Source organism: Acinetobacter sp. 243_ASPC (genome assembly GCF_001054715.1).
Taxonomy (GTDB): domain Bacteria; phylum Pseudomonadota; class Gammaproteobacteria; order Pseudomonadales; family Moraxellaceae; genus Acinetobacter; species Acinetobacter soli.
This window is the reverse complement of record NZ_JVOR01000050.1, coordinates 1-22,786: the sequence shown is the minus strand read 5'-3', so window position 1 is coordinate 22,786 and position 22,786 is coordinate 1. Positions and strand designations below refer to the sequence as shown.

The following is a 22,786-nucleotide window of genomic DNA, read 5'->3' as shown; positions in this document are numbered from 1 at the left end:
CGGTTTTCAAGACCGGTGCATTAAACCGCTCTGCCACGCTTCCAATGGCGGCTATCATATAAATAAAAACATCACTTGGCAAATTATTTTTAATAAAAATCAGTTAAATGTTCAAAATAAGCACAATATAGGCATTTTTTCTCATGTTGAGTATTTAGTAGAATCATTTACGAGCAAAATCGGGCACTTTACGCACATAAAACACAAAAAAACAGCTTTTTTAATACCTTCATTAATTTTTTGCTCAGACGAAATTATAAATGCGCACCCATGTAAAAAAAGTACTGCATCTAGAGCGCAGAGTGTAGTAGCTTTACACAGCAGTCTGATATGTATTTGGAGCAATCTCTTGAACCGCAAATTACTCACCTCAGAGGGTTATCAACGCTTACAAAATGAGCTTAACGATTTGGTGCGTAAAGAACGTCCTGAAATTACCAAAATTGTGTCTTGGGCAGCCAGTCTAGGAGATCGGTCAGAGAACGCCGATTATATTTACAACAAGAAAAAATTACGCGAGATTGACCGCAGAATCCGATATTTAACCAAACTTTTTGAAGTGGCACATAAAGTAGAGTACAGCCCTGAGCAAGACGGCAAAGCGTATTTTGGTGCTTGGGTAGCGCTTGAAAATGACGAAGGTGAAACCATCGAATTTCGGATTGTGGGGGATGAAGAAATTTATGGCCGTAAAGATTATATCTCGTTGCAGTCTCCCATGGCCAAAGCATGCTTGGGTAAATCCATCAATGATGAGGTGACTGTACAAACCCCATTGGGTCGGAAGATATGGTACATCAATTCGATTCGCTATCAATCAGGCTAATCGATACGCTACAAATGATTGATCATTAGAGCAGATACCTTACAGCGAATGCGTATCTGAATATTGCAAATGTAAGCCGAAAAACATGAATTTTGCACATAAAATAAACAGGATATTTTTGCTTTCGTGTCTTTGTTTACAGGCCTTACAAGCGCTGAAATAACCACCAAATTAAGTAAAATTATAATATTTACAACAGTTACCAATTTACAATTTGGTTACATACTGTTGCAGAGCTTCCTCTTTTGCACCACAACTTCAGTGTATAAATTTTCTTCCCTTAGTAAATCATAGGCTTACATATCGTAAAGACTATTTTTTGACCTAAAAATTTGACAAGAGGTTTTTAGGCAATTATTATTCGCCCTACTTTTTATTTGGTTGTTTTTTAAACTTTGTAGTTTTTCTACATAGTTATTGTTAATCCCATGTCATCACGAATGACGTCATGAATGCCCATCCTCTTTGGATTTACCAACTTGAAAAAAGTTTTGTGTATTCGTTTTGCCAAAATTTTTTAGGGCGTAAATTATCTGTAGCGGAGACAACATGCACAGTAGTTCAACTTCTGGGTCGAGGCTTGGCCTAGACACTTTATTTTCTTCTCTCCCCTTGAAAGCGCTTGCATTAAGTACAATGGTGTTTCCGTTTCACAGTATTAGTGCCAGCAAAGCCCACCAGTATAATACGGTGGTTAATAGTAATACCCTCACTGTGGTTGCGGTCGAATCGCCTACTACAGTGTTTAAAGACGGTGAGTTTATTCATGGCTTTGGTTACGATCTGGCAAGAAATTATGCACAGAGCCTTAACGTTAAGCTCAAGTTTAAAACCGTCAAAGATGATGCGACTGCGTTAAAATGGATCAACGAAGGCCGGGCCAATCTGGCCATGACCACCGCAGATTTACACAGCATTGAAACCAAGCAACTGATTTCTTTTTCGGCCAGCTGTGGTGCAGACAGTACACTGACGCAAAATGGACTCAATGCATCGCTCAACTGGGTGTTTAAATATGCCGATGATCCACTGACACAGACAGCGAGCAGTTATGTGTGTCAAAGTAAGCAAAATGGCACCATGCAGCAATTGGCGTCATTTTATAACCGCAATGTGGTGCAGCCTGAATCGTGGGAAATTATTCAGCGCGATTTGAGTAACCGACTTCCGGTATATAAGGCAAGCTTTAAACGTAGCGCTGAGCAATACAATCTGGATTGGCATTTATTGGCAGCCATAGGCTATCAAGAGTCTTATTTAAAACCCAACTCAGTCTCTCCCACTGGTGTTCGCGGTTTGATGATGCTGACCAATAATACAGCGCAGGCAATGGGCGTCAGTAATCGCAACGACCCCACCCAAAGCATTCAGGGCGGCGCAAAGTATTACGATCAAATGCTCAAGCAGTATGAAATGATTCCGTATCCAGATCGTAACTGGTACGCTCTAGTGGCGTATAACATGGGGCCAGGTGCAGTCGCTCAAATTCAAAAGCGCATTCAGGCACAGGGCAAAAACCCAAACCAGTGGCTTAATCTGTACAATTACCTAAATCGTAATCAGGCCAGCAATGGCCGCTACAGACAAGCCTTGCAATATGTTACGCGGATTCGTGCCTATTTGGAGCACATCAAGACTTCACCACGCTGGGTCGATGTTTAAGCCGAATTGATCATACAGATATAAAAAAAGCTTACTGCATCTGCGTAAGCTTTTTTTATACAAGGCTGGCATAAATTAAGCTGTATGCTCAAGTACGCGTTTGAACAGATCTTTTTGCTCTTGGCTAGGCTTTGCAGTTTGTAAAGCCATCAACTGAGACATATCGCCCTGCACTTTGATTTTGCCTGTCATGAAGGCTTGCATTGCAGCCGCCATATCAAACTCTAAAAACACCTTACGAAGCGTCTCAGCATCCATATTTAAAGTGGTTTTGGCATTCGGAGAAAGACCTTTATGAATTTTTCCGTTTTCCAAGGATACTTCGGTGGTGTTGTCTGCATTTGCAACAACAAGATTAATGGCTAAATTTGCAAGTGCTGGTGGTAAATTTAGATCACCTGCGTCTGCACTTAGTTTTTCAACAGTTGTAAACCAATCATCAGTTAAAAATGCAGGCATGATTATTCCTCAAGTCAATTTATTCAATTATGTGTGCTGTTTTTCCAGACAGCATCATGGTTGAAGCGTTACAGCTTTTGCCTTGTTATAGCATGATCTCTAAAAAGTCCGTTAACCTTTTTTGTATGAGTCCCTTAATTTTTAGAAGAATCACAATTTTTAATCAAAAAAAAGCGCTAACTTTTTAAGAGGTTAGCGCTTGACTTGTTAGTCAGCAGCAAAGCTGAGATTGACCACATCCAGTCGTTTTTTTAATTCTTCAGGTTCTTTAAAGTCGAGTTCACGCTGTGAGTCCAAGGCTTCAAAATCAAACAGCTCACGATCTGCCAATTGCGATGGCGAGACATTTTGTAATGCGCCAAAAATACTGTGCAAGCGTTTTGGATACTGTTTGTCCCACTCACGTAGCATCTCGTTGAGCATGGCACGTTGTAGGTTTTCTTGCGAACCACACAAGTTACACGGAATAATCGGAAACTTACGCATTTCAGCATATTTGATGATGTCTTTTTCTTCCACGTAAGCCAGCGGACGAATCAAAATATTCTTCTTGTCCGATGAAAGCAGCTTCGGTGGCATCGCCTTTAGGCTTCCACCATGGAATAAGTTCAAGAAAAAGGTCGCGATAATATCATCGCGATGATGGCCTAAAGCCACTTTGGTCGCCCCAATTTCTTGCGCAAAGCCATACAGCGAACCACGGCGCAAACGAGAACACACCGCGCAGTAGGTTTTACCTTCTGGCGTAAGGCGTTTGGTAATGGTGTAGGTGTCTTTTTCAAGAATGTAATACGGAATATTGTTCTCTTCCATATAGCGTGGCAACACGTCTTCTGGAAAGCCCGGCTGTTTCTGATCGAGATTGACCGCGACAATATCAAAGTTGATGGGTGCAATGCGCTTAAATTGCAGCAAGATATCCAGCAAGGTATAGCTGTCCTTACCGCCAGAAACGCAGACCATCACTTTATCGCCGTCTTCGATCATTTTGAAATCACGAATCGCGTGACCCACTTGTCGACGGAGCTTTTTCAGTAAGCGATAATAGGCGGAGCTTGTAGGAAGCTCTGGCTTAAAATTAAATCCTGCTTCGGACTCAACTGGCGAGTACATAGACACACGTGACCCATAAAAAAAATACTGGGCAATTTTATATGATTCGCGCGTGAATCGCATCTATAGATTTTGAATTCTTTAAATTGTCATGATTTTGTATCATGCTTTTTTATTGTCCTGAAAAAAGTAGTTCTTTGAGCATTTTTTGCACAGAACGCTTATATTTTGGACTTTTCCACAGTTTTCCACAAAACCTGTGGATAAAATTGTGGATTTCTGGAGGCTTGACAAAGTGACTAGACGAAAAAATAAGGGTTTTGTTTAAATTGATCATTTTTTAACCAATTATTTTATTTTTTTAAAATCAAATGCTTATTAAAGTCAACCCAACTATTTCAAAAAAAAATTTAATTTTTTTTTGATTAACATCCAAACAATAAAGCTTGATTTTTTCTGTCAAACAGTTGTGAAAAATTTTAGCTGTATATCTCGTGTTTACGTTTTTTTTTGCTACACTGGCTTACAAGATGTCACTACTTTTAGCGAATCACCTAAAGCGAATAACATAAAATGAAAAAACGCATGGATTCTTGTTTACTATTTATTTGCTCTTTCTTACTGAGTTATGGCTGCATAAATACCGCCATCGCGGGACAGATGTTTATCTATAAAGATAAATCCGGCGCAACCTTGCTTACCAACCGTAAAAGTTCAGACCCTGCCTTAACCAAAGTCAAAGTTACTTATTACCCAGACAGTAATATTCATACCTACCGCAACTGGGGTGCCTCAGAAGCATCGGTTTTACCGAGCTACAGTAAAAACGTCAATGCTTTCGATCATATTATCCGTCAGGCAGCGCAGCGCCACGGAGTGTCAGAAGGCCTAATCAAAGCGGTCATGCATACCGAATCGGGTTTTAATATTCGTGCCCGTTCGCCCGTAGGTGCGCAAGGACTGATGCAACTCATGCCAGCTACAGCAAAACGTTTTAATGTGTCAAATGTATTTGATCCCGAACAGAATATTTTTGGTGGTGCACAGTATTTAAGCTGGCTCATGAAACGCTTTAATGGCAATATGCAGCTGGTTTTAGCAGCCTACAATGCAGGAGAAGGCAATGTCGATAAGTATGGCGGCATTCCACCGTTTCGTGAAACCCAAGATTATGTAAAGCGTGTGACCAGCCGTTACCAAAATCTGTATGTTTCCTCACAAAGCTCAAGCACGGATAATCCGTTATCATCACAAATTATTGCCCAATCGGCAAACTATACACATCCCGATGCAAACACTGCCCCGAAATATACGCAGCAACGCCAGATTATTACTCTTGAAAATGGCAGTTTTACCGATGCACCAAACACTTATGTGACCCGTAATGCAACGGCTTCAGCCCGAATTCAGATTTCAAATTAAGCACGTCGCCCACCCCTTACAGGATTTAACTTAAAAAAAGCTTAAATCATGTAATTGGTCTTGAATTTTCTTGGGATTCCCCTCATATTGAGAGCAATGATTTATGATGAATGAATCATAATAGGTTTTATTTATAAGAGGATTTTCTCAATGATGCGGATTGGTTTGTTTTTGCTAACCAACCTCGCGGTACTGGTTGTGGCTGGCATTATCTTGTCACTCTTCGGTGTCGGTAGTTACCATGGCGCGGGTGGCTTAAATCTAGGCAACCTTTTGGTCATCTGTTTTGTGTTTGGTATGGTGGGCTCACTAGTCTCCCTTTTTATGTCGAAATGGATGGCTAAAAAAACCACTGGTACAGAACTGATCGATCCGAATGCGCCTCGTAATCAGGCTGAAGCATGGTTATTGCAAACTGTTGCAGATCTCTCTCAACGTGCGGGCATTAAGATGCCTGAAGTTGGTATTTTCCCGTCGTATCAATCGAATGCATTTGCAACCGGCTGGAACAAAAATGACGCATTGGTTGCCGTTTCTTCAGGATTGCTCGAACGCATGAACAAAGACGAGCTACGTGCGGTACTGGCGCACGAGATCGGTCACGTTGCAAACGGCGATATGGTGACACTGGCCTTGATTCAAGGGGTGGTCAACGCCTTTGTCATGTTCTTCGCGCGTGTGGTCGGTGATTTTATCGATCGTAATGTCTTTGGTCGTCAAGATGGTGAAGCACCGGGCATCGGTTTCTTCGTTATTACCATCGTACTCGATATTGTATTCGGTATTTTGGCCTCAGCGATTGTGATGTGGTTCTCCCGTCAGCGCGAGTATCGTGCCGACGAAGCAGGTGCACGACTTGCTGGCAAACAAGCCATGATTTCGGCATTGCTTCGCCTACAGGCGGAATCTGAATTGCCAGATCAGATGCCAAAAGAAATGAAAGCGTTTGCAATTACGGAAGGTAAGGAACAAGGATTTAGCCTTGCAGCATTGTTCCAAACTCACCCAAGTATCGAACAGCGTGTCGCAGCACTTCATCAGTTAAACTGTCCGTAAGTGTAGCCATTAAAAAAGCCTCCAATTGGAGGCTTTTTTCACTTTATATTCCTTGGTACCACTGCCATACATAACTTAAACCGAACCACATTGCCAGCAGTAGCAGCACCAGAAATACCAAACCGATCAAATCTGGAATATGCAACCAAATCCAGCTCACCACCGGATTACGCCAGAATGCAGAATGCTGCTGTTTGCGTTCTAATTGCTCATGTAAATAAGGATGAACCACATGATCGTCACTATTAATCGCATACTCATCACGAATGTGCTGATGCACGACTTCTAGCGCTTTGCGGCTTGGTCGGATAAATATATCAAACACCGTTCCGGCCACTGGAATAAACCCGAGTATGGCATCCATGGCGGCCAGTTTGAGTACTGGCGTAAGTTTGTGTTGTGGCACCCCAATCTGCCGGGCTTTATGAATGGCATACAACGTGAGTGCAAAGCCAGCGACATCGCCTGCAACCGGAATGGTACTCAACGCAGCATCGGCGCCCACCCCCTGCTTGGTAAAGGGAATACGCACTACACTGTCCATGATATTGGCAAACTTTGCCAAATCTCGCTCTAAGCGAATGACCTCTTGTTGGGATATTTTTTTTGGATTGGACATGGTGATTTCACTTCTTAAAACGAAATTAAGTGTTTAAATTTGAGGCAGCAATTGCGCCGCAATACATAAATAAATCACGCCCCCTGTTGCATCACAAATCGAAGTGACCAAAGGCGCAGAGGCACTGGCCGGATCAAGATTCAAACGATTTAAAATAAACGGTAAACTCATACCAATTACACTGCCAATCAGCACAATCCCAATCATACTTAAGATCAATACCAAAGCCACCATGGCATCGCCACGAATATAGCCCAGCACTGCAACGGCCATCGCCATCGTAACACCAAGTGCCAGAGCCACCAGACATTCACGCCCCAAAAGCAGCAGCCAGTCTTTTAAGACCACATCACCTGTCGCCAATGCACGCACCATGAGCGTAGCCGACTGAGAACCTGCATTTCCGCCACTTCCCACCAGTAAAGGCAAAAAAAACACCAGTACAATATTCGATTCAATAATTGATTCGAAATGTGCAATTCCCAATCCTGATAGCAAACTGCCAAAAACCAGAATGACCAGCCAAAAAACACGTTTTTTATAAAGCTGAAACAGGGGCGTTTGTTTCAAATTAAGTGTAGGCGCAGATGCCTCCACCCCTGCACTTTTCAAGAAATCCTCATTGGCCTCTTCACTGGCGACATCCATGGCATCATCATAGGTCACTATTCCAACCAGCCGATGCTGCCGATCGATGATTGGTAACGCCAGTAAATCGTATCTGGCAATTTTCTTGGCCACATCGTCCTGATCATCATCAACATAAGCATAGACAATATCTGTAGCCATTAAAGCACCGACATTGGCATCTACAGGTGCCAGTATCAACTGATGTAATGAAATCTCACCTAATAACTGTTGCTGCTCATCAATGATGTACGACTCATAAATCGTTTCGGCATCTGGGGCTTCTTGACGTAAAAAATCAATCGCTTCAGCTATACTCATTTCAGCGCGTAAGGTGGCATATTCCGAGGTCATAATCGCCCCTGCCGTACCTTCTTGATACTCTGCCAGCCGGCGCAGATCTTCACGCTTGGCTTGTGCCAGTGCAGGCAACAAGGCCACCTGCTCAGAGGGTGCCAAAGCCTTAAACACATCGGTGCGTTTGTCCGCCGGCATTTCTGTAACAATGGTCGCCAGATCGGCACGAGATAAAAGTTGTGCCAAACGCGCCTGATAAGCAGCATGCATCGCAGCATAAACTTTGGCGCGCTTGGGCAACTGCATCAAAATCAAACTGGATGACTCAACTGGTAGTTGCTCAAGTGCCTCGGCCACATCAATCGATTGCAGCTCATGCAGTAGCATTTGAGCCGCACCAATATCCATATGTGCCAAGGCATCGGCCAAGGCTAAGATATTTGGAGCCGTTTTCATTGTTTCTCTCCAAGTACTATGTTTATTTTTATAGCAGGTGGTTTCAACCCCACCCAGATTGTTCTGTTAAAGCAAATATAAAATTTAAAATGCTAACCGCTTAAGATGCATTAGATTTTGTGCGTCCCATTGAACGAACCAATACATACATAAACGGAATAAAGATCAGCACCAAAATGGTCCCAAACACCACACCTCCAAACACACTATACCCGATCGCCTGACGGCTTAGCGCACCCGCGCCAGAAGAAAACATCAACGGAATCACACCTGCACCAAATGCCAGCGAGGTCATCAAAATCGGTCTTAAGCGTAGTCCAGCAGATTTCAGTGCGGCATCAAGAATACGATGCCCTTGATTTTGCAAGTTAGAGGCGTACTCCACCATCAAGATCGCATTTTTACAAGACAACCCAATGGTCGTGAGTAATGCGATTTGAAAGTAAATATCATTGGCAAAATTAAACCAAGAACTAAATAAAATGGTGCCGCCTATCCCAAGCGGAATAGCAGCCATGACGATACTCGGAATCGACCAGCTTTCATAAAGTGCTGCAAGACACAAAAAGATAAATACAACAGAAATGACATACAACCACACCGCTTGGTTACTCGACTCGCGCTCTTGATAGGCAATGCCACTCCACGCCAATCCCACTTCTGGCATTTTATCGACCAGTTGAGTCAAACTCTGCATGGCTTGTCCGGTGCTTGCGCCGTTGCCTGCATCGGCTTCCATTTCAAGTGATGGATAACCCATAAAGCGTTCCAGCAATGGAGGGGCACCGGTCCACTCAACCTGACTAAATTGTGAAAACGGTGTCATTTGTCCTTGCGCATTTTTAACATACCAGTAGCTTAAATCTTCGGGTTTCGAACGATATTGCATGTCACCTTGTAAATACACACGTTTGATTCGACCGCGATCAATAAAATCATTGATGTAACTGCCGCTCCACGCTGTGGAAATGGTCTGATTAATCTGTGCCACATCTAGCCCGAGTGCCATAGCCACTTTATGGTCAATCTTGATATTCAGTACGGCTTGATCGTCATTACTGCGTTTATCAATATTGCGTAAATCCTGTGTGGCATCTTCTTGGTCTTGAAGTTGCTTAAAGGCATCCAACAGATGCTCACGACCAAGTCCTTTTAAATCTTGCAGCCAAAATGAAATCTTGTCTGAATTACCCAATCCGCGAATCACAGATGGCATGAGTACAAAGATACGGGCTTGATTATCCTGACTAAAATACTGCATTGCACGCTCACGAATTTTCTGCGCGCTGTTTTCACTGCCCTTTCGCTCATCCCAGTGTTTTAAAGACACATAGGCCTGCCCCAAGTTTTGTCCTGTTCCCGAATTGTTTCGTCCTTGAATTACCATAATACCGTTCAGATTGGCTTTTTCATGTTGCATAAAATAGTCTGAAATCTGCTTGCCAATCGCTTCGGTTTTACTCAGCGGTGTCCCCTGAGGCAAAGTAAACTGAACGCTTAATGCTCCCTGATCTTCTTGCGGTAGAAAGCTGGTTGGCAAATTCCGATATACCCATACAAAGGTCGCGATCAGCGCCACAAAGATTACCAGCGTGATGGCTTTGGTTTGAATACTACGCTTGGTTAAACGCAAATACTGATCTCTAAGTTGATCCAGCTTATGATTGAACCAATGTGCCCATTTAAACTCACGTTTATGGGGCTTTAATAAGACTGCACACAGTGCTGGAGTTAAAATCAGTGCCACCATCAATGACAGCGCCATCGCTGCGACCAGCGTAATCGAAAACTGCCGGTAAATAATACCCGTTGCACCACTAAAAAATGACATTGGAATAAAGACGGCGGTCAGTACCAAGGTAATGCCCACCAGTGCACCACTGATTTCCTGCATAGACAGGATACTGGCTTCACGTGCATCGACCTGTTGCGCATGCATCAAGCGTTCCACGTTTTCGACCACCACAATCGCATCGTCGACCAACAAACCAATCGCCAAGACCATGGCAAATAGCGTTAAGGTATTAATGCTCATGCCCAGTACTGCCAGTACGGCAAAGGTCCCCAAGATCACAACAGGCACGGTAATGGTTGGAATGAGCGTGGCGCGCCAGTTTTGTAAAAACAGAAACATCACCAGTACCACCAGCACAATCGCCTCAAGTAACGTACTCACCACTTGTTTGATGGATTCTTTTACAAATGGTGTGTCATCTCGTGGATACACAATAAAGTAACCATCTGGCAGATTTTTTTCGAGGCGTGCAATTTCCTGATACACCGCATCGGCGGTCTTCACCAGATTAGCACCCACTGCAAGTGATACCGACAAGCCCGCTGCCGGATAGCCATTGAGGCGGTTAAACACCTGATAGTTTTGCGCACCAATCTCGACACGTGCAATGTCTTTTAAATAGACAAAACTGCCATTATTGTTGGCTTTAACAATGATATTTTCAAACTGTTCTGGCGTTTTTAACAGCGAGCCAGATGTGACCTTGGCATTTAGGTATTGATCGTCGGGTGCAGGTAAATCACCAATCGCACCTGCCGCCACCTGAGTATTCTGATTTTCCAGTGCAGAACGTACTTCACCAACGGTCAATTGATAATGCTGTAATTTAATCGGATCGAGCCAGATGCGCATGGCATACTGAGAGCCGAACACATTAATTTCGCCCACACCTTCAATGCGGCTTAAGTTCAGCTCGAAATTGTTGGTCAGATAATCTGCAATATCAATATTGCTTGATTTACCTGAGCGATCACCTAATCCCATCACCAAAAAAGAATCACTTAAGGACTTTCGAACAATCACGCCTTGACGCTGCACATCGTCTGGAAGTCGGTTTAGAGCTCCATTGATGGCATTTTGAACTTGGACTTGGGCCTGATCTGGATTGGTTCCTTGCTGAAAGTACAAACTGATTTGGCTGTTACCATTGGCATCACTGCTCGAACTAAAATACAGCAGGTGATCAATACCCTTGATTTGCTGCTCGAGCACTTGGGTCACACTGTCTTCAACAGCCTGTGCATCTGCACCGCTATAACTGGTCGAAACGACAATTCGAGGCGGCGCGATATCCGGATAACGCTCGACAGGTAGATTGAGAAGGGAAAATACGCCCACCGCCATCACAATAATTGCCAAAACTACAGCAAAAATAGGTCTATCAATAAAAAATCTGGATAGCATGATGGCGTGCGCTCAAAATTGAGTGAATGACCGCAAAGATCATTCAGATTTTTAGGTACTAGCTGATACGCTGATCATCAATGAGCAACTCATGAAATACAAGCAGAATTTACAGAATCGTGTAGTAATTTATAACTTTGGATAAATCATGAAGATTTGGTAACTATAAGGCTAGTTTGGATATTTGAAAATTTGGTTGTCTTAATTGTTTCTTAAGCCAATTCCCTTAACTTTAGAGCAAATTTAATTGCTTAAAACGTTATGACTCCCTATTCCCCATTTAAAGGTAAACAAGGCTTAAAACGTATTTTCAATGCAACAGGCTACTCGGTGGCAGGCTTTAAATCTGCATTTCGACTAGAAGCGGCATTTCGACAAATTATCTTGCTGAATATTGTGCTGGGAATCATCAATTTCAGTTTGCACTTAAGTGCGCTCGAACATGCAATTTTACTGATTGTGGGACTACTGGCCATCATTGTCGAACTCTTTAATTCGGCTATTGAAGCAGTGGTTGACCGGATTTCTTTAGAGCGCCATGAGCTATCCAAAAATGCCAAGGACATGGGCAGTGCTGCGCAGTGTGTTGCGCTCATCATGATTGCCGCGACATGGGCGATTATTTTATTTTGGACATAAAAAAACCATGCTTATCCAGGAATAAACATGGTGAAAACCAGAAACTACAGCCTTTGTTTCTGAGTTAAGAATAAGCATTGAAACTTAAAATTAAATTAATCCACGGCTAAAAATTGATTTTTTAAGCACATTCATCATCAAATTGTGGTTTTTTAGTTGATTCTTTATCTTAAAGCCAAAACATCACCATAAAAAAAGACCGTGAGCAGGCTCACGGTCTTTTTAGATATTCAATCCCGATTGTATTTAAAATCGGGATGCGGTCGATATTACATCATACCGCCCATACCACCCATGCCACCCATATCAGGCATTGCTGGTTTGTCTTCCGGAATATCTGTGATCATCGCTTCAGTAGTCAACATCAAGCCCGCAACAGATGCTGCATGCTCAAGCGCAGAACGCGTAACTTTAGCTGGATCAAGAATACCCATTTCAAGCATGTCGCCATATACACCCGTTGCTGCGTTATAGCCGAAGTTACCTTCACCTGCTTTGACTGCATTGACAACAACAGAAGGCTCATCACCTGCATTCGATACGATTTGACGAAGTGGTGCTTCAATCGCACGACGTAAAATGTTGATACCAACAGTTTGGTCATCATTTGCGCCAGTTAAGCCGTCAAGTGAGTTCACTGCACGTACAAGTGCAACACCACCACCTGCAACCACACCTTCTTCAACCGCAGCACGCGTTGCATGAAGCGCATCGTCTACACGGTCTTTCTTCTCTTTCATTTCAACTTCAGTTGCTGCACCGATTTTGATCACTGCAACACCGCCAGCAAGTTTTGCTACGCGTTCTTGAAGTTTTTCTTTGTCGTATTCAGAAGTTGACTCTTCGATTTGCGCACGAATCTGCTGAACACGTTCTGCAATCGCATTGGCATCACCCGCACCATCTACAATCACTGTGTTTTCTTTCGATACTGTGATTTTGTGTGCGGTACCCAAATCTTGAAGGGTAGCTTGCTCAAGCGACATACCAACTTCTTCAGAAATTACAGTAGCGCCAGTCAAGATCGCGATGTCTTGTAGCATTGCTTTACGACGGTCACCAAAACCAGGTGCTTTTACCGCACATACTTTGATAATACCGCGCATGTTGTTAACAACAAGTGTTGCAAGCGCTTCGCCTTCAACATCTTCAGCAATGATCAAAAGCGGTTTACCCGTTTTTGCAACTGCTTCTAAAGTGGTAATCAATTCACGAATGTTGCTGATTTTTTTATCAACAAGAAGAATGAACGGATTTTCAAGTTCAGCGGTTAGCGTGTCTTGCTTGTTTGCGAAGTATGGTGAGATATAACCACGGTCAAACTGCATACCCTCTACAACATCAAGCGCATCTTCAAAGCCTGAACCTTCTTCAACGGTAATCACGCCTTCTTTGCCCACTTTTTCCATTGCTTGAGCAATCAATTTACCTACAGTCTCGTCAGAGTTTGCAGAAATCGAACCCACTTGCTCAATTGCTTTGAAATCGTCAGCAGGTTTAGCTGTCGCGCGAATGTTTTCAACCACTGCTCTTACTGCAATGTCGATACCGCGTTTAAGATCCATCGGGTTCATACCAGCAGTTACTGATTTGATCCCTTCATTTAAGATCGCTTGTGCAAGAACAGTCGCTGTCGTTGTTCCGTCACCAGCGATATCGTTGGTTTTGCTTGATACTTCACGTACCAACTGTGCACCCATGTTCTCAAATTTGTCTTTGAGAGAGATTTCTTTTGCAACCGTTACGCCGTCTTTCGTAATGTGTGGTGCACCGAAAGAACGGTCAATAACCACGTTACGACCTTTAGGGCCGAGTGTCACTTTCACTGCATCTGCAAGAACGTTTACACCTGCGATCATTTTTGAACGCGCTGAATCACCGAATTTTACGTCTTTAGCTGACATTCTCTACTCCAATTTTTCTATCAATGCTTGATCTGATTTATCAATGAGTGGTTAATGCGCAAATTAGCCTTCAAGAACAGCTAAAATGTCAGATTCTTTCATGATTAAGAATTCGTCACCATTTACTTTCACAGTTGTACCTGCATAAGTACCGAATAACACTTTGTCGCCCACTTTTACGTCAAGTGCGCGAACGCCGTTATCCGTAATTTGACCATTACCTACTGCAATGACTTCACCTTGAGCCGGTTTTTCAGCAGCAGAACCTGGCAATAAAATTCCGCCAGCCGTTTTTGTTTCTTCTTCAACACGACGAATTACTACACGGTCATGTAATGGACGAATGTTGCTCATAAATAACTCCATCAGACTAAGTCTATTTTAATAAATGATGTTTGCTGTCATTCTTCCTAAAGCAATCATCAAAATGAATTTGATGACACTTTTGTGGGGATGGAAAAAACGGCTTCAAGGGCAAAAAAGAAAAAAAAATGAATTTTTGTATTTTTTTTAAACACTCATTTGTGATCTGGCAGCTTTTCAATCGGTGCAGGCTGTAAAACAAACTGACGTACGTTGGAATCAAACCAATAATGCTGAACCTGACCATCTTTAAAAATCACGTTAAAGCTGTTGGGTAAACTTTTATAAAGTCGATAAGACGTCGCTGTGCCGGCATGAATGTCATAAACCGGATGCGCTGCCTGCAAATCATAAATCTGATTCAAATCATATACCGCAGTTTTATGCAGATGTCCGTGGAGCACACCAAACAAGCCACTTTTACTCCAGTTATTCAGCGCCATTCTGCCGAGCACCGGACAATCTTTAATACCGTGCGGTTCATCGGGGGGTGTATAAAAGGGCTGATGCAAGGTGACCAGCTTAAGCTTATGGGCAGGGCCGCGTTTAAGCAGCTCATTGGTTTTTTGAATTTGTTCTAGCGAAATATAGCCACGGGTATGGTAGCGACGCCGAATACTATTCACACCAATGACATAAAAATGCTCGGTTTCAATAGTCGGCTCAAGTGCGCCGAAGAAAAACTGATAGCGAACAAATGGAGAAAAAAAACGGTTCCACAAATGGTACAGCGGAATATCGTGGTTGCCGGGAATAACCATATAAGGAATACCCAGACTATCGAGAAATTGCTTGCATGAATAAAACTGCGTAAAGCGGGCACGTTGGGTCAGATCACCACTTACTACAATCACTTCCGGCTCATGCTCCCGACAAAAAGCAGCAATGGCATCTAGACACTCTTGTTTCTCGGTACCAAAGTGTAAATCAGACAGATGCAGCAGCATGAGGCACCATAATAGTTAAGGCATTTTTTTTCACGGTAAAAGTTAAAGGTGTCGTCAACTCTTCAATTTCTCCATCAATGGCAATTTTTAATTTTTTACGCTTACAATCGACGACTACGCGATCTGCACTAAAGCTGTATACATCTTTGGCCTGCTCGAGCGCACCGCGAATCAATTGATAGAGCATTTTAAAAAGACTGGTCTTATCGCTTTTGGCCAGCACTACACCTGCGACTCGCCCCTGCGCCGCGCATTCTGCGATTTGCAGATTCATTTCTCTGAGTTGAAGCTGATTATTACCAAAGAAGATCAATGGCGTTTTGACAGGATAAAGGTGGTCATCCACTTTAATCGATAATTTGAGCTCTTTACGATCACGAATGAGTACATCTAAAGCCGAAGTGTATGCATTTAAAGGTAAACGTCCAAAACGCTGATTATACATTTCACGCTTTTGAATAAATAAGGGATACAACCCCAAACTGGCATTGTTCAAATAAATACGATCATTGACACTTGCCACATGGACTGATCGTTGGGCACCTGTTGCGATCACCTCGGCGGCTTGAATCAGATCAAGCGGTATATCGAGAACGCGTGCCACATAATTGAATGTACCGAGCGGCAAGATTCCCATTGCAAGCCCGGTATCGACCAGCTTGGTTGCCACCGCATTAAGTGTACCATCTCCACCAGCCGCAACCACTACTCCCTCATACCCAGTACGGTCTGAGGTTTGATGACGTTCGAGTACATTCGACATGAGCGTATTAAACGACATGTCATGTTCCAGCTCAAAAACCTGAATCTCAAAATCATAATGAGTAAAAAGTGTCATGATTTGTTCATATACCCCCTCATTATCACTTGCATGAAATCCAGATTTTCCGTTATAAATGATGGAGAGTGGTTTTAATTTAGTCATACGTTTTAATATGTCAAACAGTGGACATACTTTATTTTTGAATACAAAATACACAAATAAAAGCGCTTTTATGTAATTTTTGAATGGTGATCATTTATTTTATCAATAATATATATTAGTCAAATCCGCCATATAAAATCATGATATGCAAATTTATTTTATAAATAAATAGTCTCTATTTCTTTAATAAATACCAAAAACACCCCCTAAAAATAACTTAAAATATTGATTTACAACAAATTAAACAAAAATACTCCCCAAAACCCCTGTATAGTCTTTAGTCTTATTTTTTTTAGTGATTTATGCTTTAATAGCGCCACTTTTTTGACTTCGTCTCTTTTGTTGTACCACAACCAAAGGGAATTGTACGTTGTACACATTTTAGAATAGGCCTCACCATGACCCAAGTGAACGCACCTGAATTCGTTCGTCATCCTAAGCTTATTGCATGGGTTGAAGAAATTGCAAAATTGACCAAGCCTGCAAAAATCGAGTGGTGTGACGGTAGCGAGGAAGAATATCAACGTCTGATCGACTTGATGATCGCAAACGGCACCATGCAACCGCTCAACCAAGAAAAACACCCAGGTTCTTATCTTGCAAATTCTGACCCATCAGATGTTGCTCGTGTAGAAGATCGCACGTTCATCTGCTCTGAAAAGCAAGAAGATGCTGGTGCAACAAACAACTGGGAAGCGCCCGCAGTAATGCGTGAAAAGCTAAACGGTCTATTTGATGGTTCAATGGAAGGCCGCACCATGTATGTGGTTCCATTTTCAATGGGTCCATTAGGCAGTCATATTGCGCAGATCGGTATTGAATTGACCGATTCTCCTTATGTTGCAGTTAGCATGCGTAAAATGGCGCGTATGGGTAAAGCGGTTTACGATGTATTAGGCACTGACGGTCAATACGTTCCATGTGTTCACACTGTAGGTGCACCACTTACAGAAGGTCAAAAAGATGTTGCATGGCCATGCAACCCTGAAAAATATATTGTGCATTATCCAGAAACCCGTGAAATCTGGTCATTTGGTTCAGGTTACGGCGGTAACGCACTTCTAGGTAAAAAATGTCTTGCGCTTCGTATCGCTTCGGCAATGGGCCGTGAGCAAGGCTGGTTAGCAGAGCACATGCTGATTTTAGGTGTGACGAATCCACAAGGCGAAAAACATTATATCGCTGCGGCATTCCCGTCTGCATGTGGTAAAACCAACTTCGCTATGCTCATTCCACCAGCAGGCTACGAAGGCTGGAAAATCGAAACCGTAGGTGACGATATCGCATGGATTAAACCAGGCGAAGATGGTCGTTTGTACGCGATTAACCCAGAAGCAGGTTTCTTTGGTGTTGCACCAGGCACCAATACCAAAACCAATCCAAACTGTATGGCAACCTTGCATAAAGACGTGATCTATACCAACGTTGCAGTTACAGAAGACGGTCAAGTATGGTGGGAAGGTCTTTCTAAAGAAGTTCCAGCTAACTTAACGAACTGGAAAGGCCAGCCACACGTTGCGGGTGAAAAAGCTGCACATCCAAATGCGCGCTTTACCGTATCTGCTGGTCAATGTCCTTCTATTGATGCTGACTGGGAAAATCCAGCGGGCGTGCCAATTTCTGCGTTCATTTTTGGCGGTCGCCGTGCGGATACAGTGCCGTTGGTTTCTGAAGCATTTGACTGGGTAGATGGTGTTTATAAAGCAGCAACCATGGGCTCTGAAACAACTGCTGCAGCTGTCGGTCAACAAGGTATCGTTCGCCGTGATCCGTTTGCGATGCTTCCGTTTGCAGGTTACAACATGGCAGACTACTTCGACCACTGGTTACAACTTGGTCAAGAAGTTGGCGAAAAAGCTGAAGCAGCTGGTAACAAGCTACCAAAAATCTTTAACGTAAACTGGTTCCGTCGTGATGCTGAAGGCAACTTTGTATGGCCTGGCTTTGGTCAGAACATGCGTGTACTTGAGTGGATGATCGACCGTGTTGAAGGCCGTGCAAATGCAGTTGAAACTGCTATCGGCTACGTACCAACTTACGATGACTTGAACTGGACTGGCACAGACTTCTCTAAAGAAGAGTTTGATCTTGTCACAGCTCAAAGCAAAGATCAGTGGATTACAGAGATTGAAAGCCACACTGAATTGTTTAATAAACTTGGTGAACGTCTTCCAAAAGCATTGAAAGAACGTCAAAACCAGTTACTTGAAGCAGTAAAAAAGAGCTAATCTAGCTTAGATAAAAAAGGTCACATCTGTGGCCTTTTTTTATTTTCTACTCAATGCTCAATGCTCAATGAATCACATTGTATTTGATTGTTTATTTGTACGAATATAGAGTTAAGCAATCAATCCTGTTGTGTATCCCATGCGGTTCATCATGTAATCTTCGAGAATACGTTTTTCTGTACTACCAACGTGATAACCCAGTTTTGTTCTGCGCCATAGTAGATCATCAACTGTCTGCACCCACTCCACCCGAATCAAATAATCAACCTCAACCCGATACAACTCATCAGCAAAATACTCTCCCATATCCTCCAATTTGGCCACTCCCTCAAGCAGTTTCCAAACACGTGTACCATAGGTCGATGCCCAGCGTGCAGCCAATGTTGGTGATATCCCTTTCACACGGCGCTGAATAGCTGTTGCAAGCGTAAGCTTCGATTTAAAGTGCTCTCCACCTGGCAGAGGTTCAGTCTTGGTCCAAGCAGGTGCCATATGCTTAAAATACGGTTTTAGGCGTGTCATGGCAGACTCGGCCAGCATACGGTAAGTGGTCAGCTTGCCGCCAAATACAGATAACAGCGGTGCATTTGGAGCGACCATCTGTAATGCAAGCGTATAATCACGCGTAATGGCAGATGGCTGGTCAGATTCATCATCACACAACGGACGAACACCCGAAAAATACTCAACAATATCTTCTTTCGTAATTGGCTTTTTAAAATGTGCATTGACCACCTCCAGTAAATAATCCGTCTCACTCGAGGTGATTTCAACTTGATCCAAATGCTGCGTATAAAGTTGGTCCGTTGTTCCAATTAATGTAAATTCATTCAGATAGGGAATGGTAAACACAATCCGGCGATCATTATTTTGCAAAATATAAGCATGATCCCCTTCATACAATCTTTTGACAACTAAATGGCTGCCTTGTACCTGCCGGATCTTATACGGTGAGGGTTGATCAAGCTGCGTTTTAATAAATTCTTCGACCCAAGGCCCCGTTGCATTGACCAACGCTTTGGCACGGATTTGAAAGTATCCTTTTGCACCCTGTAACGAAAGCACCCATACCCCCTCCACAACCTCGGCACAGACACAGCGGGTACGAGTCATCAGCTCTGCCCCATGCTCTCTGGCTTGCATCGCATTTAAGATCACCAAACGACTGTCGTCTACAGCACAATCAGAATACTCAAACCCCAAACAAATTTCCGGAATTAAGGGACTACTGGCATTCATATGAATTTTCTTGGAAGCCGCCAACGTTTCACGCTTACCTAAATAGTCATACAAAAACAAGCCTGAACGAATCAGCCATGCAGGGCGTAAATGCGGCCGATGTGGCATAACAAAACGCAAAGGCCACACAATATGCGGTGCCTTACGCATCAATACTTCACGCTCAGCTAGCGCTTCATGTACCAATCGAAATTCATAGTGCTCAAGATAACGCAGACCACCATGAATTAATTTACTGCTGGCAGAAGAGGTATGACTGGCAAAATCATCTTTCTCACACAAAAAGACCGACAGACCGCGTCCCGCAGCATCGTTGGCAATTCCCACACCATTAATGCCACCACCTATCACTGCAATGTCGTACAACGGAAGCGAATTTTCTATGTTCATCATCCCCGCCTTTTTGTGGTTTTTATTTTTAACGTTAACAAAAAACATCCAAATTGGAAAGCCAAGCGGCCAGATTTTCACACGCCACAACCCACCAAACGTGTACACTTTTTAAGTAATGTAAAGTCCAGCGGATTCACCCTGCTTCAGACACCACGTTATGCTTAAAACTATGCGATACTAACCACAATAAGAGAAGGATGAATTTCATGAAAATGTATAATTTATTGGGTGTCTTAGCGCTTGCAGCGAGTCTTGCGGCTTGTCAAAGCACACCACGTCAATATAACGGTAATACGGGTTATCAAGTCGAAAATAAATCTGCCAATTCGGCAACGATTTCGTATACGCTTGCAAATCGCGCGAATCAAGATTTAGATCAGAGAAAATTACAACGTGCCTGTCAATCGGTATTAGGAACGACCAAAACCTATACGCTGTCGATTTTAAGCATCAATGAAATTCCAAATACAGCAGCCAACCGATCGCAAGATCAAGGGATTGCCATTCGTAACTCACGTATGTCGTTTGGCTTATCCGACAGTCCAAGTCTCAACAACAGTGAAGGCTATGCAACGCGTGAAGCCTTAGAGGCACGCCCAAGTACACTTAAAGTCGTGCGCTATACCTGTTCTTGATTTAATCTGTCGGATAAAAAAAGACGCTGTGATCACAGCGTCTTATAAAAACTCACATTTCGAAACTCTTTCGCCTCATCCAGATCTGGCCATGTGGTTGCACTTCGTTCATCCATTTTCATATAACGCGGATGGCTAAAGTTTTTTACCCGGCTATCGGCCACCCACACCTGAGGTGCGAATTTTAAAAATTCATCCAGAAAAAAACGATTACACTGGTCATATAGTACATCGGCCGCCAGCAACACATCGACTTGCTCCGACTGATATAAGTCCTCTAAATACTCCAGTTCCACCGAGTTTAAACGTGCATTTTCACGGCAGGCCGCCAAACTAACCGCATCGATATCACAGCAAATGACGCGTTTTGCACCAGCCAGTTTTGCAGCAATTGCCACCACACCAGAACCCGCACCAAAATCCAGTACCACCTTGTCACGCACATATTCAGGCTCTGCCAGCAACCATTGTGCCATCGCCAAACCAGAAGCCCAACAAAAAATCCAGTACGGTGTATCGTTCCAGATTCTACGCACCACCTCATCATCGAGTCGATCTACTGGAAATACTGGAGGAATCAACCAGAGGGAAATTGGCGTATCGGGTAATTGCTGTGCCTGTAATTCAGCATTTGGAATAATGGCATGCAGTGCTTCGAGTAAAACAGGCGGCACTGCATGTGCTCGCGATATATGATCGCTCATATTTAGACGAGTGCTTTTTCGGCAGCTTCAACAGTCTGACGGATCAGCGTAGTGATGGTCATTGGACCCACACCACCCGGAACAGGCGTGTAAGCCGTAGCGATAGTCTCGATACCCTCAAGCTGAATATCACCTACACCACCGCCATCACGCGGATGAAAACCAGCATCGACCACTACCGCGCCCGGTTTGATCCAGTCTTTTTGAATCAATTCAGCCTTACCTACAGCACCGACAATAATATCTGCCTGCTTCACAAACTCAGCCAAGTTTTGTGTACGCGAGTGACAAATCGTAACGGTCGCATTCGCTTCAAGCAACATGGCGGCCATTGGCTTACCTAAAATTGCCGAACGCCCTACGACAACAGCATGCTTACCGGTTAGCTCAATATTGTGTTCTTTTAAAATTGTCATAATTCCGGCTGGAGTAGCAGAACCATAGGCTGCCTCACCCATTGCCATGCGACCATAGCCCAAACACGTCACACCATCGACATCTTTATTGAGTGAAATCGCATCGAAACATGCACGCTCATCAATCTGTGCAGGAACAGGATGTTGTAGCAAGATTCCGTGTACATCTGGATTGGCATTGAGTTTTTCAATTTCCGCCAATAGCTCTTCGGTAGTCGTGGTCTGTGGAAGTTCAATTTTTAATGAATCCATTCCCACACGGCGACATGCATTGCCTTTCATACGCACATAGGTTGCAGATGCACCATCATCACCGACTAAAATTGTTGCCAAAATTGGAGTACGACCTGTTTTTGCTTTCAGTGCTTCAACACGCACCAACAAGTCCGCTTCAATTTTCTTTGCTAATGCACGACCATCTAAAACCAATGCCACGGCACATCTCCAAGCTAGATATGAATCAATTTTTGCAAATGATACATGATAATTTGGGTAATTTTATTTTAGATGTTGTTTTTCTGCGCATATTCACTGAATTTAGTATTGTTTTTTTTCTGAAGCTTGCTAATATGTGCATCACCAAATGATGGCGGGGTGGCAGAGTGGTCATGCAGCGGACTGCAACTCCGTGTACGCCGGTTCGATTCCGACCTCCGCCTCCACATTTGGTAAAGCCCGGGTGGTGAAATAGGTAGACACAGGGGATTTAAAATCCCC

At 43.3% G+C, this 22,786-nt stretch carries 19 protein-coding genes and 1 tRNA gene; 8 read left to right on the top strand and 12 right to left on the bottom strand.

Going from position 1 to position 22,786, the window contains the following annotated elements:
• The first annotated feature begins 349 nt into the window (after window positions 1-349).
• Both greB and ADA42_RS05455 read left to right on the top strand, forming a co-directional pair.
• Window positions 350-826, top strand: a complete 477-nt coding sequence (gene greB, locus ADA42_RS05460; protein WP_004939704.1) for a transcription elongation factor GreB — start codon at window positions 350-352, stop codon at window positions 824-826.
• Between the two features lie 549 nt (window positions 827-1,375).
• Window positions 1,376-2,488, top strand: a complete 1,113-nt coding sequence (locus tag ADA42_RS05455; protein ID WP_004948882.1) for a transglycosylase SLT domain-containing protein — start codon at window positions 1,376-1,378, stop codon at window positions 2,486-2,488.
• A 75-nt stretch (window positions 2,489-2,563) separates the two neighbouring features.
• Here ADA42_RS05455 and ADA42_RS05450 read toward each other — a convergent pair whose 3' ends face one another.
• Together ADA42_RS05450 and ttcA are read right to left on the bottom strand one after the other, a co-directional pair.
• On the bottom strand, window positions 2,564-2,947 hold the full coding sequence (locus ADA42_RS05450; RefSeq protein WP_004939712.1) for an SCP2 sterol-binding domain-containing protein: 384 nt from the start codon (window positions 2,945-2,947) through the stop codon (window positions 2,564-2,566).
• A gap of 207 nt (window positions 2,948-3,154) precedes the next feature.
• Window positions 3,155-4,060, bottom strand: coding sequence for a tRNA 2-thiocytidine(32) synthetase TtcA (gene ttcA, locus ADA42_RS05445; protein WP_025096236.1), 906 nt, complete (start codon window positions 4,058-4,060; stop codon window positions 3,155-3,157).
• 513 nt (window positions 4,061-4,573) lie between these two features.
• Between ttcA and ADA42_RS05440 the strand changes: the two genes are divergently transcribed.
• Both ADA42_RS05440 and htpX read left to right on the top strand, forming a co-directional pair.
• Window positions 4,574-5,422 (top strand): lytic transglycosylase domain-containing protein, encoded by an 849-nt coding sequence (locus ADA42_RS05440; protein WP_048763988.1) that lies wholly within the window; start codon window positions 4,574-4,576, stop codon window positions 5,420-5,422.
• A 150-nt stretch (window positions 5,423-5,572) separates the two neighbouring features.
• Complete coding sequence (htpX, locus tag ADA42_RS05435) at window positions 5,573-6,478, top strand: protease HtpX (RefSeq protein ID WP_004939720.1); 906 nt, start codon at window positions 5,573-5,575, stop codon at window positions 6,476-6,478.
• 43 nt (window positions 6,479-6,521) lie between these two features.
• On the opposite strand, the gene ADA42_RS05430 is transcribed toward htpX, so the two are convergent.
• From ADA42_RS05430 to ADA42_RS05420, 3 genes are all read right to left on the bottom strand, one after another.
• Window positions 6,522-7,097: a DUF4112 domain-containing protein gene (locus ADA42_RS05430; protein ID WP_048763987.1), complete on the bottom strand. Its 576-nt coding sequence runs from the start codon at window positions 7,095-7,097 to the stop codon at window positions 6,522-6,524.
• 33 nt (window positions 7,098-7,130) lie between these two features.
• Window positions 7,131-8,477, bottom strand: a complete 1,347-nt coding sequence (gene mgtE / locus ADA42_RS05425; RefSeq protein WP_048763985.1) for a magnesium transporter — start codon at window positions 8,475-8,477, stop codon at window positions 7,131-7,133.
• A gap of 100 nt (window positions 8,478-8,577) precedes the next feature.
• A complete protein-coding gene (locus tag ADA42_RS05420; protein WP_048763984.1) occupies window positions 8,578-11,676 on the bottom strand; it encodes an efflux RND transporter permease subunit in 3,099 nt (1,032 codons plus the stop codon).
• Window positions 11,677-11,937: 261 nt separating this feature from the next.
• Here ADA42_RS05420 and ADA42_RS05415 point away from each other — a divergent pair, with 261 nt between their 5' ends.
• Window positions 11,938-12,315, top strand: a complete 378-nt coding sequence (locus ADA42_RS05415) for a diacylglycerol kinase (RefSeq protein WP_004939730.1) — start codon at window positions 11,938-11,940, stop codon at window positions 12,313-12,315.
• Between the two features lie 269 nt (window positions 12,316-12,584).
• Here ADA42_RS05415 and groL read toward each other — a convergent pair whose 3' ends face one another.
• The 4 genes from groL to ADA42_RS05395 form a co-directional block, all read right to left on the bottom strand.
• Window positions 12,585-14,219 (bottom strand): chaperonin GroEL, encoded by a 1,635-nt coding sequence (gene groL, locus ADA42_RS05410; protein WP_004939733.1) that lies wholly within the window; start codon window positions 14,217-14,219, stop codon window positions 12,585-12,587.
• 63 nt (window positions 14,220-14,282) lie between these two features.
• Window positions 14,283-14,573 carry a co-chaperone GroES gene (groES, locus tag ADA42_RS05405; RefSeq protein ID WP_004939735.1) on the bottom strand — a complete coding sequence of 97 codons (291 nt, stop codon included), beginning with the start codon at window positions 14,571-14,573 and terminating at the stop codon, window positions 14,283-14,285.
• Between the two features lie 164 nt (window positions 14,574-14,737).
• Window positions 14,738-15,529: a metallophosphoesterase family protein gene (locus tag ADA42_RS05400; RefSeq protein WP_048763980.1), complete on the bottom strand. Its 792-nt coding sequence runs from the start codon at window positions 15,527-15,529 to the stop codon at window positions 14,738-14,740.
• The gene (locus tag ADA42_RS05395; RefSeq protein ID WP_048763991.1) at window positions 15,510-16,454 is read right to left on the bottom strand and encodes a diacylglycerol/lipid kinase family protein; all 945 of its coding nucleotides are present in this window, start codon (window positions 16,452-16,454) and stop codon (window positions 15,510-15,512) included. Before ADA42_RS05395 ends, ADA42_RS05400 begins: the two co-directional genes overlap by 20 nt.
• A gap of 398 nt (window positions 16,455-16,852) precedes the next feature.
• On the opposite strand from ADA42_RS05395, the gene ADA42_RS05390 reads away from it, so the two are divergent.
• A complete protein-coding gene (locus tag ADA42_RS05390) occupies window positions 16,853-18,682 on the top strand; it encodes a phosphoenolpyruvate carboxykinase (GTP) (RefSeq protein WP_004939747.1) in 1,830 nt (609 codons plus the stop codon).
• A gap of 111 nt (window positions 18,683-18,793) precedes the next feature.
• On the opposite strand, the gene glpD is transcribed toward ADA42_RS05390, so the two are convergent.
• Window positions 18,794-20,311, bottom strand: a complete 1,518-nt coding sequence (glpD, locus tag ADA42_RS05385) for a glycerol-3-phosphate dehydrogenase (RefSeq protein WP_004948901.1) — start codon at window positions 20,309-20,311, stop codon at window positions 18,794-18,796.
• 209 nt (window positions 20,312-20,520) lie between these two features.
• Between glpD and ADA42_RS05380 the strand changes: the two genes are divergently transcribed.
• Window positions 20,521-20,949, top strand: coding sequence for a hypothetical protein (locus ADA42_RS05380; RefSeq protein WP_004939754.1), 429 nt, complete (start codon window positions 20,521-20,523; stop codon window positions 20,947-20,949).
• A gap of 32 nt (window positions 20,950-20,981) precedes the next feature.
• Here ADA42_RS05380 and ADA42_RS05375 read toward each other — a convergent pair whose 3' ends face one another.
• Together ADA42_RS05375 and folD are read right to left on the bottom strand one after the other, a co-directional pair.
• On the bottom strand, window positions 20,982-21,653 hold the full coding sequence (locus ADA42_RS05375) for a class I SAM-dependent methyltransferase (protein ID WP_040053938.1): 672 nt from the start codon (window positions 21,651-21,653) through the stop codon (window positions 20,982-20,984).
• Window positions 21,654-21,655: 2 nt separating this feature from the next.
• Complete coding sequence (gene folD, locus ADA42_RS05370; RefSeq protein WP_004948905.1) at window positions 21,656-22,504, bottom strand: bifunctional methylenetetrahydrofolate dehydrogenase/methenyltetrahydrofolate cyclohydrolase FolD; 849 nt, start codon at window positions 22,502-22,504, stop codon at window positions 21,656-21,658.
• A gap of 153 nt (window positions 22,505-22,657) precedes the next feature.
• On the opposite strand from folD, the gene ADA42_RS05365 reads away from it, so the two are divergent.
• Window positions 22,658-22,731 (top strand) — tRNA-Cys (locus ADA42_RS05365).
• Window positions 22,732-22,786: the final 55 nt, after the last annotated feature.

What these genes read in the sequence shown, in the direction of transcription:
- ADA42_RS05455 (WP_004948882.1), top strand. Translation starts at nt 1,376, where the DNA reads ATGCACAGTAGTTCAACTTCTGGGTCGAGGCTTGGCCTAGACACTTTA.
- ADA42_RS05450 (WP_004939712.1), bottom strand. Translation starts at nt 2,947, where the DNA reads ATGCCTGCATTTTTAACTGATGATTGGTTTACAACTGTTGAAAAACTA.
- ttcA (WP_025096236.1), bottom strand. Translation starts at nt 4,060, where the DNA reads ATGTACTCGCCAGTTGAGTCCGAAGCAGGATTTAATTTTAAGCCAGAG.
- ADA42_RS05440 (WP_048763988.1), top strand. Translation starts at nt 4,574, where the DNA reads ATGAAAAAACGCATGGATTCTTGTTTACTATTTATTTGCTCTTTCTTA.
- htpX (WP_004939720.1), top strand. Translation starts at nt 5,573, where the DNA reads ATGATGCGGATTGGTTTGTTTTTGCTAACCAACCTCGCGGTACTGGTT.
- ADA42_RS05430 (WP_048763987.1), bottom strand. Translation starts at nt 7,097, where the DNA reads ATGTCCAATCCAAAAAAAATATCCCAACAAGAGGTCATTCGCTTAGAG.
- mgtE (WP_048763985.1), bottom strand. Translation starts at nt 8,477, where the DNA reads ATGAAAACGGCTCCAAATATCTTAGCCTTGGCCGATGCCTTGGCACAT.
- ADA42_RS05420 (WP_048763984.1), bottom strand. Translation starts at nt 11,676, where the DNA reads ATGCTATCCAGATTTTTTATTGATAGACCTATTTTTGCTGTAGTTTTG.
- ADA42_RS05415 (WP_004939730.1), top strand. Translation starts at nt 11,938, where the DNA reads ATGACTCCCTATTCCCCATTTAAAGGTAAACAAGGCTTAAAACGTATT.
- groL (WP_004939733.1), bottom strand. Translation starts at nt 14,219, where the DNA reads ATGTCAGCTAAAGACGTAAAATTCGGTGATTCAGCGCGTTCAAAAATG.
- groES (WP_004939735.1), bottom strand. Translation starts at nt 14,573, where the DNA reads ATGAGCAACATTCGTCCATTACATGACCGTGTAGTAATTCGTCGTGTT.
- ADA42_RS05400 (WP_048763980.1), bottom strand. Translation starts at nt 15,529, where the DNA reads ATGCTGCTGCATCTGTCTGATTTACACTTTGGTACCGAGAAACAAGAG.
- ADA42_RS05395 (WP_048763991.1), bottom strand. Translation starts at nt 16,454, where the DNA reads ATGACTAAATTAAAACCACTCTCCATCATTTATAACGGAAAATCTGGA.
- ADA42_RS05390 (WP_004939747.1), top strand. Translation starts at nt 16,853, where the DNA reads ATGACCCAAGTGAACGCACCTGAATTCGTTCGTCATCCTAAGCTTATT.
- glpD (WP_004948901.1), bottom strand. Translation starts at nt 20,311, where the DNA reads ATGAACATAGAAAATTCGCTTCCGTTGTACGACATTGCAGTGATAGGT.
- ADA42_RS05380 (WP_004939754.1), top strand. Translation starts at nt 20,521, where the DNA reads ATGAAAATGTATAATTTATTGGGTGTCTTAGCGCTTGCAGCGAGTCTT.
- ADA42_RS05375 (WP_040053938.1), bottom strand. Translation starts at nt 21,653, where the DNA reads ATGAGCGATCATATATCGCGAGCACATGCAGTGCCGCCTGTTTTACTC.